We start from the raw sequence: 15,617 nt of genomic DNA, 5'->3' as shown, positions 1-15,617 counted from the left end.
AGACCCCCGGCTGCAGACATCTGCAGCCGGGGGGTCTCGGCGGATGCACGGGGTCTCGGCGACACCGGGAGAGCGCGAGAGAGTTACAGGACGCGGGAGAGGAAGTCCTTGGTGCGCTGGTGCTGCGGATTCGCCAGCACCTCGCGGGGGTCGCCCTCCTCGACGATGTGTCCGCCGTCCATGAAGATCAGCCGCGACCCGACCTCGCGCGCGAAGCCCATCTCGTGCGTGACGACGAGCATCGTCATGCCCTCGTCCGCCAGCGACCGCATGACCTGCAGCACCTCGCCGACGAGCTCCGGGTCGAGGGCCGACGTCGGCTCGTCGAAGAGCATCATGTCGGGGTTCATGCACAGCGCCCGCGCGATGGCGACACGCTGCTGCTGACCGCCGGAGAGATGCCCGGGGTAGGCGTCCGCCTTCTCGGCGAGCCCGACGCGCTCGAGCATGGCGCGGGCCACCTTCTCCGCTTCCGCCTTCGAGCGCTTCTTCACCCGCTGCTGCGCGATCGTGAGGTTGCCGAGCACGCTGAGGTGCGGGAAGAGGTTGAAGCTCTGGAACACCATCCCGATGCGGGTGCGCACCCGGTCGATGTCGATGTCGGGGTCGGTGATGTCGATGCCCTCGATGAGCACCTTCCCGCCCGTCGGCTCCTCCAGGAGGTTCACCGAGCGGAGCAGCGTCGACTTGCCCGACCCGGACGGGCCGATCACGCAGACGACCTCGCCGGCGAGGACCGTCAGATCGATGCCCTTGAGCACCTCGTTGTCGCCGAAGCTCTTGTGCAGGTCCTGGATGACGATCGCGGGGGCCTGCACGTCGATCAGGTCGGTGCTCATCGTGTCCTCGCCATCCGACGCTCCAGCCACGCGCTGAGACGCGTGAGCGGGATCGTCACGATCAGGTAGAGGATCGCCGCCATGATGAGCGGCGTTCCGTTGGCATTCTGCGTCGCCGCGTCCCGCGCGAAGTTCGTGAGCTCCTTCGACCAGATGAAGGAGCCGGCGACGAACAGCAGTGAGGTGTCCTTCAGCAGCAGCACGAACTCGTTCGTCAGGGGCGGGATGATGATCCGGAAGCCCTGCGGAACGATGATCCAGAACGTCGTCTTCATGGGCGACATGCCGAGCGAACGCGCCGCCTCGGTCTGCCCCTTCGGCACCGCCTGGATTCCGGCCCGGATGGTCTCGGCCATGTAGGCGGAGGCCACGAGGATCAGACCGATCAGCCCCAGGACCACCGGCCCACCGAGGCGGGTCGCCGGCACGCCGAGGCCGATCGGCAGGATGAACGCGATCGCGAAGATCGTGAGGATCGCGGGCAGACCGCGGAACAGCTCGATCCACGCCGTCGCGATCCACCGGAAGGGCGCGATCACTGAGAGCTTCATCAGCGCCAGCAGGATGCCGAGCAGCAGGCCGCCGGCGAACGCCACCGCCGTGAACCACAGGGTGTTGACGAGTGCCGTGGTGATGATGCCCGGGAGCATCTTCGCCGCGACCTCGGGGTTGAAGTAGAGCTGCGCGATCCGTGCCCAATCGGTGCTGACGATCGCCCAGACGACGATCGCGAGCAGCACCGCGTAGATCGAATACCGATACAGCTTCTGTTTCGTGGTGCGCCTCAACGCCATTGTCAAGGTCCTCCCGACCGACTCAGCTCTCGACTCAGTTGGCCGTGAAGTACTCGTTGTAGATGGTGTCGTACTCGCCGTTGTCCCGGAGCTCCTGCAGAGCCTCGTTCACAGCCTCGCGGAGTTCGTCCTTCTCCCCCTTGGCGAAGGCGAAGCCGTACGACTCGTCGGTCTCGTAGGTCTCCACGATCTTGTAGGCGGAGTCAGCCTTCTCGTGCTCGAGGTTGACGGGCTGGTCCTGCAGGATGGCGTCGATCTGCCCGGCCTGCATCGCGGGCCACAGTTCGCCGTCCGAGGGGTACTGCACGAGCTGCGCGCCCTTCGCGTTCTCCGTGGCATAAGCCTCGCCGGTCGTTCCCTGCTGCACACCGACGTTCTTGCCGTCGAGGTCGTCGATGGACTCGATCCCCGAGTCGGTGCGCACGAGCAGCGACTGCAGCGAGTCGTAGTACGGGTCGGAGAAGTCGATGTTGGCCTTGCGCTCGTCGGTGATCGTCATGGCCGAGGCACCGATGTCGCACTGACCGGCGGCGAGGGTCGTGCCGGACTGCAGTGCGTCGAAGCCGACGTCCTGCACGGAGAGCTCGAGGTCGAGCTGCTCGGCGATCGCGCCGAGGAGGTCGATGTCGAAGCCGGTGTACTCGCCGTTCTCGCCCTCGAACTCGAACGGCGGGTACGGGATGTCGGAGCAGACGGTGAGCGTGCCCGCCTCGATGAGTCCGTACTCGTCGCCGGCGGCGGGCTCGCCGCCGTTGCCCGCATCGGAGGAGCCGGTGGCGCATCCGGCGAGCGCGAGGGTGGCGGTGGCCGCGATCGCGAGGCCGGCGAAGAGGTTACGACGGGACATGTCGGCTCCTGGGAGTCGGGGGGCGGGTGAGCCCACGGACGGGTAGGAGTTCATCTAAACATGCGGCTCGTCGCGTGACCAATGACATCCGCTCGCGCCGCATTACGTTTGTGTTTCGGTGCCGTGGGGACGACGATCGACGCTCAGAGCTCGGCGTCGACCGCCACACGGCCGGAGACGACGGAGCGGATGTACCGGGCGACCTCCTCGTGCGCGGGGTGCACCTGGTACTGCTCGAGGTCGGCGACGGAGTCGAAGTCCGCGACCAGCGTCACGTCCCAGTTCGCGTCAGGGTAGACGTCGTTCGCGCCGGCCCAGATGCTGCGGAGCTGGGGCACGACGCCGTCGAGAGCGTTGAGCCGACGGGCCACCTCGGCGGCCTGTGCCTGCCGCTCGCCCGCGTCCTCCGCGGCGAGCTTCCAGGTCACGACATGACGGATGGTCATCGCAGCTCCTTCTGGTCGGCGCGGGCCTCCGCGTCAACCGCTTCCTCCAGCGCCTCGCGCAGCCGGTCGGGGGACACGCGCCAGTGCGCGTGCAGTCGGCCGTCGATGAGGACGACCGGGATCTTCTCCCACCACTGCTCGTACAGGGCAGGGTCGTCCTGGATGGACGCCTCGACGATCTGGATGCGCTCCGCGGCGGCGTCCGGGAGCTCGGCGATGACCGCGTCGACGACCTCGGAGGCCACGTCGCACAGGTGGCAATCGGGCTTGCCGATGAGGGTCAGCGTCGTCACGACGACGGGACCTCGACCTCGCGTCCCTGGGCGATCCACTCGCCGGTGCCGCCCTCGACGTTGGTGGCGTCGTAGCCGCGGGCTTCGAGGGCCTCGACGACGCGAGCGGAGCGACCGCCGGCCTGACAGATCACGTCGAACGATTCGGCGGGGAGCTCGTCGAGGCGGTTGCCGATCTCGGACATCGGGATGTTCACGGCACCCGGGACGTGGCCCGCCTGGAACTCGTGCGCCTCCCGGACATCGATGAGGGGCGTGCCGGAGCGCTCAGCGAGTTCGGCGACGGTGATCGACTTCATGACATCCTCTCGGCGGTGCGGAACGGCGCGCAGAGACACAAAGCGCCCGTCCGGAGACAGGCGCTCGGTGTCTGGCCGCTTACTTCTTGTTGCGGCGCTGGTGGCGAGTCTTGCGAAGCAGCTTGCGGTGCTTCTTCTTCGCCATGCGCTTGCGGCGCTTCTTGATGACAGAACCCACGGAAACCTCACTAAGTCAGGGGCTGGGTGTCGCTGGAATCGGACACCCGGGTACGAGCACGAAAAATGCCTCGGATCATCCTAGCAAACTCGGGAGGGTGCCCCGCGCCCTCCGTCAGCCGGCGTCGGCGATGGGCCGCTGCAGAGCTTCGGCGACAGCGGACTCCGGCACGCGGTAGCTTCGACCGAACCGGATGGCGGGCAGGTCGCCGGCGTGGACGAGCCGGTACACGGTCATCTTGGACACGCGCATGAGCTCGGCGACTTCGGCCACCGTCAGGAATCGGACGTCTGGAACCTCGGGCATCCCACGTACCCCTTTCTCGATGAGCACACTCTATGGGGTCGCTGGGACACGTGTAAACCCATGTGGCTGCTGTGGTCAGCGAGATGCCGGCAGGGTGGCGAAGGCGCGGACCGGGAAGGTGCCGAACCCGCGGATCGCCGGTGGTGCGGCGGTGAACCGCGCACCGCGAGCGGGCAGTCGGTCCAGCGCCGTCAGATGCTCGACGACATGCACGCCCGCCGCGAGCAGGATGGTGTGCGCCGGCCGCTCCCCGCCACTCTCCGTATCGTCGATGTTGAGCGAGTCGATGCCGACCAGCCGCACCCCGGCGTCCACGAGGAAGCGCGCGGCGTCCTCGGCGAGGAAGGGTGCTCCGGCGCCGTAGGCGGGTGTACCGAACAGCCGGCTCCAGCCGGTGTCCAGGAGGACGGCGCTGCCGCGGAGGTCGCGATCCGCGAGCGTCGCCGCTCTGATACCCCGACGCTCCGGGGTCCAGGCGTCGCGGAGATGGAACACCTCGGCGGGGAGACCGACGAGGGTGTCGAGGTCGAGCGACGCCAGGTCCGCCCCCTCCGCGTAGCGGTGGAACGGAGCGTCGAGGTAGGTCCCCGTGTTGCCGATCATCGTGATCACGTCCATCGCGAACTCGGTGCCCGGCGCGTAGCGCTCGCGCGACGCTGCACGGGTGAGGTGCGGGGTGATGGTCGGCGCCGGCAGCCCGGGGTAGGTGACCATGCCCTCCGCGATCGGGTGACTCAGGTCGATGACCCGTTCGGTGCGGTCTGCCGGAGCCGGAGCCGGGACGCCACGGCTGCCGCGGTGCGGTTCCTCGACGATCCGCAGATCACGAAGCTCGACCTCGCCGACGAGCGCCAGCCCGAGATGGGCGACGAGCAGGGCCGCGACCTCGTCGCCGGTCGTCTCCGCCGCGGGAAGGTCGAGCCGGAATCCCTGCCCCTGCAGGCCGCCACCGTTGGCGAAGGTGATCTCGAAGTCGAAGTGCGCGCGATGCTCGGCCGTCATGCCCCCATCCTGCCCAGTGCCGCGCCGAGGCGGGGAATTCAGCCGGACTTCTTCCCCCTGGCCAGTCGATCGCGCGCCTCCCGCAGGGCCTGTCGCTCGAGCTTGCGGGCGGCTCGCAGAGCCTTCTCCGCCTCGCGGCTGGCCTTCTGCGCCTCCTTGAGCCGCTTGTCCCCCGCGAGCTCAGCGGCGTCGAGGTCGATCCAGTCCTCCGCGGCGACATGCCCCTCTCCCCGTTCGAGGCCGGCCATGTAGGCGGCGACGCCGTCGAGCGTGCGCTCCACGGCGAAGCGGAACGGATCGGCGGGAGACAGGAACACGCCGTCCTCGATCGCCTGCCGCAGGGCGGGGAACTCGTCGGCGGTGATCACCCGGTCGAACAGCGACGCCTCGCGGGCGGCCACCTCCTCCGGGCTCAGCCCGGATGTGCGCGACTGCTCGGTGTAGCCGGCCTGCACGATGCCGCACCACCGAGCGTGGCCGGTCACGGCCAGGGCCACCGCGACACGTTCGTCCGCGGTGAGCGGGGTGCCGTCGAGCGCTGCGAGACCGGCGTCCAGCCAGGCCGAGCTGTTCGGCGTGATCGGCGACCCGGAGATGGGCACGGAGAGCATCCACGGGTGCCGCAGGTAGACGAGGATCTGCGCCTCGTACAGGGCGAGCAGACGCTCCCGCCACCCTTCAGCCTCCCGATGGGTTTCCGGCGGCAGCCCGGTGGCCTCCTCCTGCATGAGGAGCAGAAGGTCGTCCTTGGCCGAGACGTAGCGGTAGAGCGACATCGGCGTGAACCCGAGCCGCGCGGCGACGGCGGCCATCGACACGGCTCCGAGTCCCTCGGCATCGGCGAGCGCGACGGCGGCCTCCACGATCTTCTCGACGCTCATCTCGCGCTTGGGTCCACGCTGCGGGTCTGCCGCGACACCCCAAGCGAGCGCGATCCCGCGCGGCAGCTCCGGAGGCTCGTTGTCGATCATGATCCCATCCTAGATCTGTTTATTGATTAAACAGTGTGTTACGGTCATACACAGTTGCTTTACCCATACACAGTTTCAGTGATACACAGAAGGGACCTGCGATGCACGAAGCCATCGACGTGCGCGGTCTGCGCAAGGCGTTCGGCGCCAGAGTGGTCGTCGAGAATCTGGAGTTCACCGTCGCCCGCGGGGAGGTGTTCGCCCTGCTCGGGCCCAACGGCGCCGGCAAGACCACCACCATCAACGTCCTCACCACCCTCACCGCGGCAGACGGCGGCTCGGCCCGCGTCGCCGGCTGGGATGTGCGGACCCATCCACGGGAAGTCCAGCGTCGGATCAGCCTCACGGGTCAATCGGCCGCCGTGGACGACGCACTGACCGCCACCGAGAACGTCGTCATGTTCGCCCGCCTCTCCGGGCTCGGCCGAGTGGCCGCGCGCCGCCGGGCCGCGGAGCTCATCGCCCGTTTCGATCTGGCGGACGCCGCGAACCGCGCCGTCCGCACCTACTCCGGCGGGATGCGGCGCCGCCTCGATCTCGCCCTCAGCTTCGTCGTGACACCCGAGGTGCTGTTCCTCGACGAGCCGACGACCGGTCTCGACACCCGGAGCCGCCGGGACCTCTGGGACATCATCCGGGCCCTCGCCGCCAACGGAACGACGGTCTTCCTCACCACGCAGTACCTCGAGGAGGCGGACCAGCTCGCCGACCGCATCGCCGTCCTCCACGACGGTCGCATCGCGGCCCTCGGTACGGCATCCGCGCTGAAGGCGCGGGTCGGCGGTGACACCGTCGAACTCCGCGATGACCGCGGAGAGCTGCGCCGCGAGATCCCGACGGACGGGACCGTGCGCGGCCTGCGCCGCGCTCTCGACCTGCTGGACGAGGAGGGCGACGACGGCACGGTCACCCTCCGACGGCCCACCCTCGACGACGTCTTCCTCGCCGTCACCGATCCCGGCGGCCCCACCGCGGACGCCTCGCCCCGGAAGGAGCTCGCGTGAACATCTCCCCCGCGGCGGCGCCGCACATCTCAGGCCCCTCGCCCATCGCCCCCGCTCCGCGCCCCCGTCTCGGCGGGCTCACGGCCGAGGCCGTCTTCGTCGGCCGCAGTCTCCGACACTCGCTGCGGGACGGCGAGTCCCTTCTCATGGCGATCCTGCTGCCGGTCCTGCTCATGCTCATGTTCACGTGGGTCTTCGGCGGTGCCATCGACCCCTCGGGGGCGTACGTCGACTACGTCGTCCCTGGCATCATCCTCACGTGCGCCGGATTCGGCGCCTCCTCGACGGCCGTCTACGTCGCGAACGACATGCGCACGGGGATCATCGACCGATTCCGCACGATGCCCCTGCGCGCCGGGGCCGTGCTCACCGGGCACGTTGTGGCGAGCGTCCTGCGGAATCTCGTCGCGACCGCCGTCGTGATCGGCGTCGGAGTGCTCGTCGGCTTCCGCCCGTCCGCGAGCCCCGCCGAGTGGATCGCCCTGGCCGGCATGATCGCGCTGTACATCCTCGCGATCACCTACCTCTTCGCGGCGATCGGTCTCGCAGCCGGCAGTCCGGAGGCGGCGAACGGCTACGGCTTCATCCTGTTGTTCCTGCCGTACCTCTCCAGCGCCTTCGTCCCGGTCGCGAGCATGCCCGACTGGCTGCAGCCGGTCGCTGCCCACCAGCCCGTCACTCCGATCGTGGAGACCATCCGCGGGCTGATCATGGACACCCCCCTGCAGGCGGAGCCGTGGTGGGCCGTCGGGTGGTGCGCCGTCATCCTCCTCGTCGCCGTGCCGTGGGGCGCGTGGCTGTTCCGGCGCCAGGCGGCGCGACGATGACCCCGCGTCCAGCCGCCGCATAGCCGACGCTCTCCGATCGCTCAGGCGGCCCTGCCAGTGTCGGAACAGGACTCGTGCCGGCACCTGCCGAGTCCCCGCGGAGCTGGGGTCCGCACACCGCCCCCGACGGCATCCCCCCCCTGCCGTCAGGGGCGGTTCTCCGTCTACGGAAGCGACTGTCGGCGGCTGCTCACGCCCCGAGGCGCTTCAGGGCGTTCGCCACGACGTGCTTCGCCGACGCGGCCGCACGCCCGACGACCTCGGCCGCGTGCGCGGCGCCGTCGGGGATCGCCGCGCTGCCGGGGTAGGCGATGTCGGGGGCGCCTTCACCGAACGCGTCCACGAGGAACGGGACCAGCCAGTCGTCGACGGCCTCGAGCGGCGCGACGGACAGGCTGTAGAAGCGCCGCTGTCCGTCCTCACGCACCGTGACGAGCTCGGCCTCGCGAAGCACCTTGAGGTGCTTGGAGACAGTGGGCTGACTGATCCCGAGATCTGCCACGATCTGGCTCACGCTCGTGCCGGACTCCCCTTCGGACGTGTGTCGGAGCAGGAGCTGGAGGATGTCGCGCCTCGTACCGTCTGCGATCACGTCGAAGATGTCCGTCATGTGTTCAGGGTAGTGCGCCCCGGCACGGAGTACCATGACGAAGGCTCGGCGAGAGACGCCGCGCTGCCGCCCGGAACGGACGGCACAGAAGAAGGGGGCAGCGATGTCGGGCATCGTTTCGGCGTCGTCCCCTCGCACCGGTCTCCCGGGCGCCGCCGGACGGGTGAAGCACCTCATCACGTCGTCGCCCTCCCGATTCGCGATCGCCGTCTTCGCGCTGCTGATCCTCGTCTTCACGGTGCTGTTCTCTCTCCCGATCGCCTCCGCGAGTGGGACGGTGACCCCGCTCAGCGACGCGCTCTTCACCGCTGTCTCCACGATCTGCGTGACCGGCCTCGCGACCGTCGACATGGCGAACCATTGGTCTCCCTTCGGGCACGTGGTGGTGTTCATCGGCGTGAACATCGGCGCCCTCGGCGTGCTGACCCTCGCCTCCCTCATGGGCATGCTCATCTCGAAGCGCCTCGGACTGCGGGCCAAGCTCATGGCGGCCGGCGACACGAACCCGCTCCGCGCGCACGGCGGCGTGGTCAACGAGAGCCAGACGGTGCGCCTGGGCGAGGTGGGCCAGCTGCTCACCACGGTCGCCCTCTCGGCCCTGTTCATCGAAGCGGCCCTCGCCGCCCTGCTCTACCCCGCGCTGGTGATGGCCGGTGTCGACCCGATCGCCGCCCTCTGGGAGGCCCCGTACTTCTCGGCGATGGCGTTCACCAACACCGGCTTCGCCCCGAACGACGGCGGTGTGGCCGTCTTCGCCGACGACTACCTCGTGCTGTCGCTCCTCATGGTCGGCGTCTTCCTCGGAAGCATCGGCTTCCCGGTGATCTATACGCTCGCGAAGCACGTCTGGCACGTCAAGCGCTGGTCGCTGCACTCGAAGCTGACGATCGTCACCACGGTGCTGCTGTTCATCCTCGGCGCGGCGGCCTTCCTCGTCCTGGAGTACGACAACCCGAAGACCTTCGGCTCGATGGACGCCGCGGACACGACGTTCCAGGCGTTCTTCCTATCCGCGATGACGCGCTCCGGAGGCTTCAACGTCATCGAGATGGACGACCTCAACGGCTCCTCACTGCTGGCCGCGAGCATGCTCATGTTCGTCGGCGGCGGATCCGCCTCGACGGCGGGCGGCATCAAGGTCACGACCCTCGCGGTCCTGGCGATCGCCGTGTGGTCCGAGGCCAAGGGGCGTCAGTCCGTCGAGGCGTTCGGCCGCCGCATCCCCAGCGATGTCCAGCGCGTCGCCCTCAGCGTCGTCGCCTGGGGGGCCACGATCGTGGCGCTGTCCACCATCGTGATCGCGCAGATCACCAAGGCCGACATCAGCCACGTGCTGTTCGACGTCATCTCCGCGTTCGGCACCGTCGGCCTCTCGACGGGCCTCACCGGAGAGCTCCCCGATTCCGCGTCCTACGTCATGGCCGCGACGATCTTCATGGGACGCGTTGGTACAGTGACTCTCGCTGCGGCAGTCGCCGCGACATCGCGCACGCAGTACTACTCACTGCCCGTGGAAAGGCCGATCGTTGGTTGAAGTCCTTCGGGGCGACGCTCCCGTCCTCGTCATCGGTCTCGGTCGTTTCGGCGCCGCCTGCGCCGGCGAGCTCGACCGCCTCGACCGCGAAGTGCTCGCGATCGACGACAACCTCGAGCTCGTGCAGAAGTGGTCGGACCGCGTCACCCACACCGTCCAGGCCGACGCGCGGAACATCGACGCCCTCCGCCAGATCGGCGCACAGGACTTCCAGGTCGCAGTCGTCGCGGTCGGCTCCTCGATCGAGGCGTCGGTGCTCATCACCGCGAACCTCGTCGACCTCAAGGTGCCGCAGATCTGGGCCAAAGCGGTGTCGCAGTCGCACGGCAAGATCCTCGCCCGCGTGGGGGCGAACCACGTCATCTACCCCGAGCGTGAGGCCGGCGAGCGCGTCGCACACCTCGTGAGCGGACGGATGCTCGACTTCATCCGGTTCGACGACGACTTCGTCCTGGCCAAGATGTACCCGCCCAAGTTCATCCGCGGCGTCGGCCTCAACGAGTCCGGTGTGCGCTCCAAGTACAAGGTCACCGTCGTCGGCGTGAAGAGCCCCGGTAAGCCGTTCCGCTACGCCGAGGCGAACACCATCGTGACAAACCACGACCTCATCATCGTGTCCGGGACCAACAGCGACATCGAGCGCTTCGCCGCCCTCGACCGCTGAGCCGGACCCCGCCCGGAACTCCCCCACGCGACGGATGCGCCCGTCCTGCGGGGCATGGTGGGATGGGGGGCATGAGCGATCACGCCCCCGCACCGCCCGTCCTCGCCCTCCGAGGGCTTCGCAAGCAGTTCGGACAGAAGGTCGCCGTCGACTCCCTGTCGCTCGACGTTCCCGCGGGCTCGATGCTGGGGCTGCTCGGACCGAACGGTGCGGGCAAGACGACGACGCTCGCGATGACCACGGGACTGCTGCGCCCGGACGCCGGGACGGCCTGGGTGCTCGGGACGGATGTGTGGCAGGACCCCGCCGCCGCGAAGGCACGGATGGGCGTGCTGCCCGATGGCATCCGCATGCTCGACCGGCTCACGGGCGCCGAGCTGCTGCGCTACACCGGGCTGCTCCGCGGCATGCCGGAAGCGGAGGTCCTGTCCCGTTCCGGTGAGCTGCTCGACGCCCTCGGCCTGGCCGAGGCGCGCGACACTCTCGTCGTCGACTACTCGGCCGGCATGAAGAAGAAGATCGGCTTGGCGTGCGCGCTCATCCACGCGCCGCGGCTGCTCATCCTCGACGAACCGCTCGAGGCCGTCGATCCCGTCTCGGGGCAGACGATCCGGCAGATCCTGCGCTCGTTCGTGGACGGAGGCGGCACGGTCGTGCTCTCCAGCCACGTCATGGAGCTCGTCGAGTCGCTGTGCGACCGCGTCGCCATCGTCGCGGAGGGGCGACTGCTCGCGCATGGCGCGCTGGACGAGGTGCGGGCGGGGCTCACGCTGCAGGAGCGCTTCCTCAGCCTGGTCGGCGCGCACGATCTCGGAACGGAGACGCTCGCGTGGTTGCGCTCCTCGTAGGCCTGCGGCTGCGGCAGCTCGGACACCAGCTGTCCCGTAACCCCTGGATGATCGTGACCCTCGCGATCGTGGGGCTGATCGCGCTGGGAATGCTCGGCCTGCTGACCGTCGGACTGATCGCCCTGCGCGTGGGCGCCCCCGATGCCGCCGTGACCGCGATGGTGCTCACCGGCGCCATCCTCGTGCTCGGCTGGTGGGTCGGCTCGATCCTCGTCAGCGCCGACGACTCCCTGGCCCCCGAGCGCTTCGCCCTGCTCCCGGTGACCGCACGCACCCTGCTTCCGGGGCTGGTCGTCGCCGGCATGACGACGATCGGCGGTGTCGGCACCGCGCTGGCCCTGCTGCTGATGCTCGTGGGCTGGTCGGTCAGCGTTCCGGCCCTCCTCGTCGCCGTGGTCATGGCACCGGTGGCCCTCGCCACGTGCGTGCTCGGCGCCCGCGTCGTCAGCGGGCTTCTCGCGGGGTGGCTCGCCCGTCGGCGCACGCGCGACCTCGTCCTCACGCTCGGCGTCGTGTTGCTGGCCTCCTCCGGTCTCCTCCTCAACATCGGGTTGCAGGCACTCTCGACCGTGCGAGATGTCGGCGGCGCGTTCACCACGGTCGCCGAGATCGCCGCGTGGACCCCGGTCGCCGCGGTGTTCGGCGTCCCGGCCGCCGTGGCGCAGGGCGACGTACCCGCCGCCGTGCTGCGGCTGCTCGTCGCCGTGGCCACGCTCGGAGTCTTCTGGTTCGCCGCCCGCGGCATGCTCGACGCACGCCTGGTCGCGCCGCTGCAGTCGAGCGGCGGCGGACGCGTGCGTGCGCGGGGCTTGCTCGACCGCGTGCTCCCCGCCGGTCCCGTCGGCGCCATCGCGGGACGGACGCTCCGCTACTTCCGCCGCGATCCCCGCCAGGTCGTCAACATCGTGATGCTCCTGCTGCTGCCGGCCATCTTCCTCGGACTCGCTCTCATGAACGGGCTGCAGCAGGACGCCACCGGCTTCGCGCCCGCGATCACGCTCATCCCGGCGATCAACGCCCTCCTCACCGGCAGCATCGTGCAGATGGCGATCGCCTACGACAACGACGCCGTCGCGCTGCACATCCTCACGGGCGTGAGCGGCACGGCCGACCGCGCCGGACGGCTGCTCGGGTTCGCAATGATCGGCGTCCCCATCACGGTCGTCCTCTGCGTCGCGACCTGCCTGCTGGCGGGACGACCTGACCTGCTGCCGGGCAGCCTCGGCGCCGCTCTGGGACTCATGGCCGTGTCGGCAGGGGCAGGCTCCTGGGTGGGTGCGTTCCTGCCAGGACGAGCTCCGGCGCCCGAGGCCAACCCGTTCGGGCGTGGCTCCTCCGGCGGCGCGCAGTCCTTCCTCGCGATGCTCATCATGTCGCCGATCACCCTGCTGCTCGGGGGCCCCGCGCTCGGCTTCGCGATCGCGTCGATGTGGATCCCGCCGCTCGGCTGGGCGAGCCTCGCGGCCGCCGTCGTCCTCGGGGGTGCTGCCCTGTGGGGCGGCACGATCCTCGGGGGCCGAACACTGCAGCGGCGCTGGCCGGAGGTGCTCACCGAGGTCGCCAGCGACGCCTAGCCTCCGGCGCTCTCGCCGCAACAGGCTCTCGCGCGAGTTCAGGCTCCAGGAGCACTGGCTGCCTGAACTCGCGTGAACGCCTGCTCCCCCGCCCCCTCGCCGCAGCAGGCACTCGCGGGAGTTCAGGCTCCAGGGGTGCTGGCTGCCTGAACTCGCGTGGCCGCCTGTTCTCGTGGGGCGGGGGCCGCGGGAGGTGCGTGCGGGATCAGGCGCCTGCGGCGAGCTCGTTCGCGCGGGCAAGGGCGGCGGCGGCCGCAGCGGCGAACGTGTCCGACAGGTGAGCCTCCTGCAGCACGGCGACGGCGCGCTCCGTGGTCCCCTTCGGGCTCGTCACCCGGCGGCGCAGCTCGGCGGGATCCTCCCCCGTGGAGTCCAGCAGTGCGGTCGCGCCGATGAAGGTCTGCTCGGCCAGCAGCCGGGCGTCCGCGTCGGCGAAGCCCATCTCGCGCGCGGCCGCGGTGAACTGCTCGATGAGGAGGAAGACGTAGGCGGGACCGGAGCCCGAGATCGTCGAGAGCGCATCGATCTGCGACTCGGGGACCTCCACCACGGCTCCCACCGTCTCGAACAGACGCCGAACGAGCGCGAGGTCGTCGGCGGTCGCCGCCGCCCCGGCTGCGAGACCGGTGACACCCTTGCGAATCGTCGACGGGGTGTTCGGCATGGAGCGGATGACCCCGGCCTCCGGGCCGAGCACATCCGCGAAGGTCTGCAGCGTGACCCCCGCGGCCAGGCTCACCACGACGGTCTCCGGGCTGAGGTGCGGCGCGATCTCGCGGAGGAGGTCGGGGACCATCGCCGGCTTCACCCCGACCAGGACGACCCTCGCGTCCGCCACCGCGTCGGCGTTGCCCTCCGGCCGCTCGGACAGCGCGATGCTCGTGACGCCCTCGATCCCGGCGAACGCCTCCGCCTTCTCCGGCGTGCGGTTCGTCGCCGTGATCCCGCCGTCCACCGGGACACCCGAGGCGAGCACGCCACGGAGGATCGCTCCCCCCATCGAACCGGCACCGAGGAACGCGAGGGAGGGGAGCGAGTCAGCCATGTCGTCATCCTACGGCGGGCGCTCCTGTGCCGTCCGGACTCCCGTCCTAGACTCGTCGCATGAGTGCATCCGGAGGCAGCAAGGCCATCGTCGCGGCGTTCCTGGCGAACCTGGGCATCGCCCTCGCGAAGTTCCTCGCGTGGGCCCTCTCCGGGTCGGCATCGATGCTCGCCGAGGCCATCCACTCCGTCGCCGACTCGGGCAACCAGCTGCTGCTCATGCGCGGTGGGCGCAAGGCGAAGCGTCACGCGGATCGTGCCCACCCGTTCGGCTACGGTCGCGAACGGTACGTCTACGCCTTCGTCGTGTCGATCATCCTCTTCTCCGTCGGCGGCCTCTTCGCGATCTACGAGGGCGTGGAGAAGCTCACCCACCCGCACGAGATCGACCAGACCTGGTGGTGGCTGCCGCTCGTGGTGCTCCTCATCGCGATCGGCCTGGAGTCGTTCTCCCTCCGCACCGCGGTGCGCGAGAGCAACGTCCTTCGTGAGAAGGGGCAGTCCTGGTTCTCGTTCGTGCGGCGGTCCAAGGCGCCGGAGCTGCCGGTCGTCCTCCTCGAGGATGTCGGGGCCCTCACCGGCCTCACCTTCGCACTTCTCGGTGTCGGTCTCACGCTGCTCACGGGCAACCCGGTCTTCGACGCCCTGGGGACCGTCATGATCGGGGCGCTGCTCGTGCTCATCGCGATCGTTCTGGGCATCGAGACCAAGAGCCTGCTCGTCGGGGAGGGAGCGACCCCCGCCGACTACGACCGGATCGTGGACGCGATCAACGACGGGCCGGAGATCGAGAAGATCATCCACATGAAGACCCTCTACCTCGGGCCGGACGAGCTGATGGTCGCGGCGAAGATCGCCCTGCGCGCCGACAAGCCGCTGCGCGAGGTCGCCGATGACATCGACGAGATCGAAGAGCGTATCCGCACTGCCGTGCCGGTCGCCCGGGTCGTGTACATCGAACCGGACGTCTACCGGCCTGCGATCGACCCGGAGCCCTCGACGGACGTCTTCGTCCTCAAGTCATCGGACTGACCGGTCAGCGACGCTCCTCGAAGAAGCCGCGCAGCAGGGCGACCGCGTCCGCTTCTCGCACGCCGCCGACGACCTCGGCGCGGTAGGGCAGGCGACGGTCGCGCAGCACGTCGTACATCGACCCTGCCGCGCCGGCCTTGTCGTCCCACGCCCCGAAGACCACGCGACCGATGCGCGCCTGCAGGATCGCGCCCGCGCACATGACACACGGCTCCAAGGTGACGACGAGGGTGCAGCCGTCGAGGTTCCAGGATCCATGGATGGCCGCTGCGGCACGGATCGCCTCGATCTCGGCATGGCCGGTCGGATCGTGCGTGGCCTCCCGGGTGTTCCGCCCTTCCGCCAGGACACGGCCGTCCGCATCGAGGACGACCGCCCCGACGGGGATCTCCGCGGCATCCGCGGCCTCGGCGGCGAGCGCGAGTGCGCGCTCCATCGCGAGGCTGTCGGCAGCGGTCATGCCCCGAGCCTACGGCAGCGCGGGGCGACCGCGACGGTGGCCGAT

At 69.6% G+C, this 15,617-nt stretch carries 20 protein-coding genes; 7 read left to right on the top strand and 13 right to left on the bottom strand.

What is annotated here, in order from left to right; translation table 11 throughout:
• Positions 1-83 precede the first annotated feature (83 nt).
• The 10 genes from FY549_RS07550 to FY549_RS07505 form a co-directional block, all read right to left on the bottom strand.
• Positions 84-839 carry an amino acid ABC transporter ATP-binding protein gene (locus FY549_RS07550; RefSeq protein WP_149084495.1) on the bottom strand — a complete coding sequence of 252 codons (756 nt, stop codon included), beginning with the start codon at positions 837-839 and terminating at the stop codon, positions 84-86.
• Positions 836-1,633, bottom strand: coding sequence for an amino acid ABC transporter permease (locus FY549_RS07545; protein WP_149084494.1), 798 nt, complete (start codon positions 1,631-1,633; stop codon positions 836-838). Before FY549_RS07545 ends, FY549_RS07550 begins: the two co-directional genes overlap by 4 nt.
• 34 nt (positions 1,634-1,667) lie before the next feature.
• Positions 1,668-2,480: a basic amino acid ABC transporter substrate-binding protein gene (locus FY549_RS07540; protein ID WP_149084493.1), complete on the bottom strand. Its 813-nt coding sequence runs from the start codon at positions 2,478-2,480 to the stop codon at positions 1,668-1,670.
• Between the two features lie 143 nt (positions 2,481-2,623).
• Complete coding sequence (locus tag FY549_RS07535; protein WP_149084492.1) at positions 2,624-2,926, bottom strand: Dabb family protein; 303 nt, start codon at positions 2,924-2,926, stop codon at positions 2,624-2,626.
• A complete protein-coding gene (locus FY549_RS07530; protein WP_149084491.1) occupies positions 2,923-3,219 on the bottom strand; it encodes a glutaredoxin family protein in 297 nt (98 codons plus the stop codon). Before FY549_RS07530 ends, FY549_RS07535 begins: the two co-directional genes overlap by 4 nt.
• Positions 3,216-3,518 (bottom strand): rhodanese-like domain-containing protein, encoded by a 303-nt coding sequence (locus FY549_RS07525; protein WP_149084490.1) that lies wholly within the window; start codon positions 3,516-3,518, stop codon positions 3,216-3,218. The genes FY549_RS07530 and FY549_RS07525 overlap by 4 nt, the downstream gene beginning before the upstream one ends.
• Before the next feature lie 79 nt (positions 3,519-3,597).
• Entirely contained in the window at positions 3,598-3,696 is a 99-nt protein-coding gene (locus tag FY549_RS07520; protein WP_003792170.1) for a 30S ribosomal protein bS22, read from the bottom strand.
• Between the two features lie 114 nt (positions 3,697-3,810).
• Positions 3,811-4,002 carry a helix-turn-helix domain-containing protein gene (locus tag FY549_RS07515; protein ID WP_025104463.1) on the bottom strand — a complete coding sequence of 64 codons (192 nt, stop codon included), beginning with the start codon at positions 4,000-4,002 and terminating at the stop codon, positions 3,811-3,813.
• A 75-nt stretch (positions 4,003-4,077) separates the two neighbouring features.
• Positions 4,078-5,004 (bottom strand): cyclase family protein, encoded by a 927-nt coding sequence (locus FY549_RS07510; RefSeq protein ID WP_149084489.1) that lies wholly within the window; start codon positions 5,002-5,004, stop codon positions 4,078-4,080.
• 38 nt (positions 5,005-5,042) lie between these two features.
• Positions 5,043-5,975, bottom strand: a complete 933-nt coding sequence (locus FY549_RS07505; protein WP_149084488.1) for a TetR/AcrR family transcriptional regulator — start codon at positions 5,973-5,975, stop codon at positions 5,043-5,045.
• 101 nt (positions 5,976-6,076) lie between these two features.
• Here FY549_RS07505 and FY549_RS07500 point away from each other — a divergent pair, with 101 nt between their 5' ends.
• Together FY549_RS07500 and FY549_RS07495 are read left to right on the top strand one after the other, a co-directional pair.
• A complete protein-coding gene (locus FY549_RS07500) occupies positions 6,077-6,979 on the top strand; it encodes an ATP-binding cassette domain-containing protein (protein ID WP_149084487.1) in 903 nt (300 codons plus the stop codon).
• Positions 6,976-7,806 carry an ABC transporter permease gene (locus FY549_RS07495; protein ID WP_259614073.1) on the top strand — a complete coding sequence of 277 codons (831 nt, stop codon included), beginning with the start codon at positions 6,976-6,978 and terminating at the stop codon, positions 7,804-7,806. The genes FY549_RS07500 and FY549_RS07495 overlap by 4 nt, the downstream gene beginning before the upstream one ends.
• A gap of 190 nt (positions 7,807-7,996) precedes the next feature.
• On the opposite strand, the gene FY549_RS07490 is transcribed toward FY549_RS07495, so the two are convergent.
• The gene (locus FY549_RS07490; protein WP_149084486.1) at positions 7,997-8,416 is read right to left on the bottom strand and encodes an ArsR/SmtB family transcription factor; all 420 of its coding nucleotides are present in this window, start codon (positions 8,414-8,416) and stop codon (positions 7,997-7,999) included.
• A gap of 103 nt (positions 8,417-8,519) precedes the next feature.
• On the opposite strand from FY549_RS07490, the gene FY549_RS07485 reads away from it, so the two are divergent.
• From FY549_RS07485 to FY549_RS07470, 4 genes are all read left to right on the top strand, one after another.
• Positions 8,520-9,950, top strand: a complete 1,431-nt coding sequence (locus FY549_RS07485) for a TrkH family potassium uptake protein (protein ID WP_149084485.1) — start codon at positions 8,520-8,522, stop codon at positions 9,948-9,950.
• On the top strand, positions 9,943-10,614 hold the full coding sequence (locus FY549_RS07480) for a potassium channel family protein (protein WP_025104470.1): 672 nt from the start codon (positions 9,943-9,945) through the stop codon (positions 10,612-10,614). Before FY549_RS07485 ends, FY549_RS07480 begins: the two co-directional genes overlap by 8 nt.
• Before the next feature lie 71 nt (positions 10,615-10,685).
• Entirely contained in the window at positions 10,686-11,462 is a 777-nt protein-coding gene (locus FY549_RS07475; RefSeq protein ID WP_149084484.1) for an ABC transporter ATP-binding protein, read from the top strand.
• Positions 11,444-13,036: a hypothetical protein gene (locus FY549_RS07470; protein ID WP_149084483.1), complete on the top strand. Its 1,593-nt coding sequence runs from the start codon at positions 11,444-11,446 to the stop codon at positions 13,034-13,036. Before FY549_RS07475 ends, FY549_RS07470 begins: the two co-directional genes overlap by 19 nt.
• Positions 13,037-13,241: 205 nt before the next feature.
• On the opposite strand, the gene proC is transcribed toward FY549_RS07470, so the two are convergent.
• Positions 13,242-14,081 (bottom strand): pyrroline-5-carboxylate reductase, encoded by an 840-nt coding sequence (gene proC, locus FY549_RS07465; RefSeq protein WP_149084482.1) that lies wholly within the window; start codon positions 14,079-14,081, stop codon positions 13,242-13,244.
• A gap of 59 nt (positions 14,082-14,140) precedes the next feature.
• On the opposite strand from proC, the gene FY549_RS07460 reads away from it, so the two are divergent.
• The gene (locus FY549_RS07460; RefSeq protein WP_149084481.1) at positions 14,141-15,112 is read left to right on the top strand and encodes a cation diffusion facilitator family transporter; all 972 of its coding nucleotides are present in this window, start codon (positions 14,141-14,143) and stop codon (positions 15,110-15,112) included.
• A 4-nt stretch (positions 15,113-15,116) separates the two neighbouring features.
• Here FY549_RS07460 and FY549_RS07455 read toward each other — a convergent pair whose 3' ends face one another.
• Positions 15,117-15,572: a nucleoside deaminase gene (locus FY549_RS07455; protein WP_149084480.1), complete on the bottom strand. Its 456-nt coding sequence runs from the start codon at positions 15,570-15,572 to the stop codon at positions 15,117-15,119.
• Positions 15,573-15,617 lie beyond the last annotated feature (45 nt).

The sequence above is a fragment of the Microbacterium sp. 1S1 genome, assembly GCF_008271365.1.
Classification (GTDB): Bacteria; Actinomycetota; Actinomycetes; order Actinomycetales; family Microbacteriaceae; genus Microbacterium.
This window is presented reverse-complemented; position numbering and strand designations above follow the sequence as displayed.

Coding starts and splice junctions, on each gene's coding strand:
- FY549_RS07545 (WP_149084494.1), bottom strand. CDS start 1,633: ATGGCGTTGAGGCGCACCACGAAACAGAAGCTGTATCGGTATTCGATC.
- FY549_RS07505 (WP_149084488.1), bottom strand. CDS start 5,975: ATGATCGACAACGAGCCTCCGGAGCTGCCGCGCGGGATCGCGCTCGCT.
- FY549_RS07550 (WP_149084495.1), bottom strand. CDS start 839: ATGAGCACCGACCTGATCGACGTGCAGGCCCCCGCGATCGTCATCCAG.
- FY549_RS07515 (WP_025104463.1), bottom strand. CDS start 4,002: ATGCCCGAGGTTCCAGACGTCCGATTCCTGACGGTGGCCGAAGTCGCC.
- proC (WP_149084482.1), bottom strand. CDS start 14,081: ATGGCTGACTCGCTCCCCTCCCTCGCGTTCCTCGGTGCCGGTTCGATG.
- FY549_RS07510 (WP_149084489.1), bottom strand. CDS start 5,004: ATGACGGCCGAGCATCGCGCGCACTTCGACTTCGAGATCACCTTCGCC.
- FY549_RS07525 (WP_149084490.1), bottom strand. CDS start 3,518: ATGAAGTCGATCACCGTCGCCGAACTCGCTGAGCGCTCCGGCACGCCC.
- FY549_RS07540 (WP_149084493.1), bottom strand. CDS start 2,480: ATGTCCCGTCGTAACCTCTTCGCCGGCCTCGCGATCGCGGCCACCGCC.
- FY549_RS07500 (WP_149084487.1), top strand. CDS start 6,077: ATGCACGAAGCCATCGACGTGCGCGGTCTGCGCAAGGCGTTCGGCGCC.
- FY549_RS07455 (WP_149084480.1), bottom strand. CDS start 15,572: ATGACCGCTGCCGACAGCCTCGCGATGGAGCGCGCACTCGCGCTCGCC.
- FY549_RS07535 (WP_149084492.1), bottom strand. CDS start 2,926: ATGACCATCCGTCATGTCGTGACCTGGAAGCTCGCCGCGGAGGACGCG.
- FY549_RS07490 (WP_149084486.1), bottom strand. CDS start 8,416: ATGACGGACATCTTCGACGTGATCGCAGACGGTACGAGGCGCGACATC.
- FY549_RS07475 (WP_149084484.1), top strand. CDS start 10,686: ATGAGCGATCACGCCCCCGCACCGCCCGTCCTCGCCCTCCGAGGGCTT.
- FY549_RS07485 (WP_149084485.1), top strand. CDS start 8,520: ATGTCGGGCATCGTTTCGGCGTCGTCCCCTCGCACCGGTCTCCCGGGC.
- FY549_RS07460 (WP_149084481.1), top strand. CDS start 14,141: ATGAGTGCATCCGGAGGCAGCAAGGCCATCGTCGCGGCGTTCCTGGCG.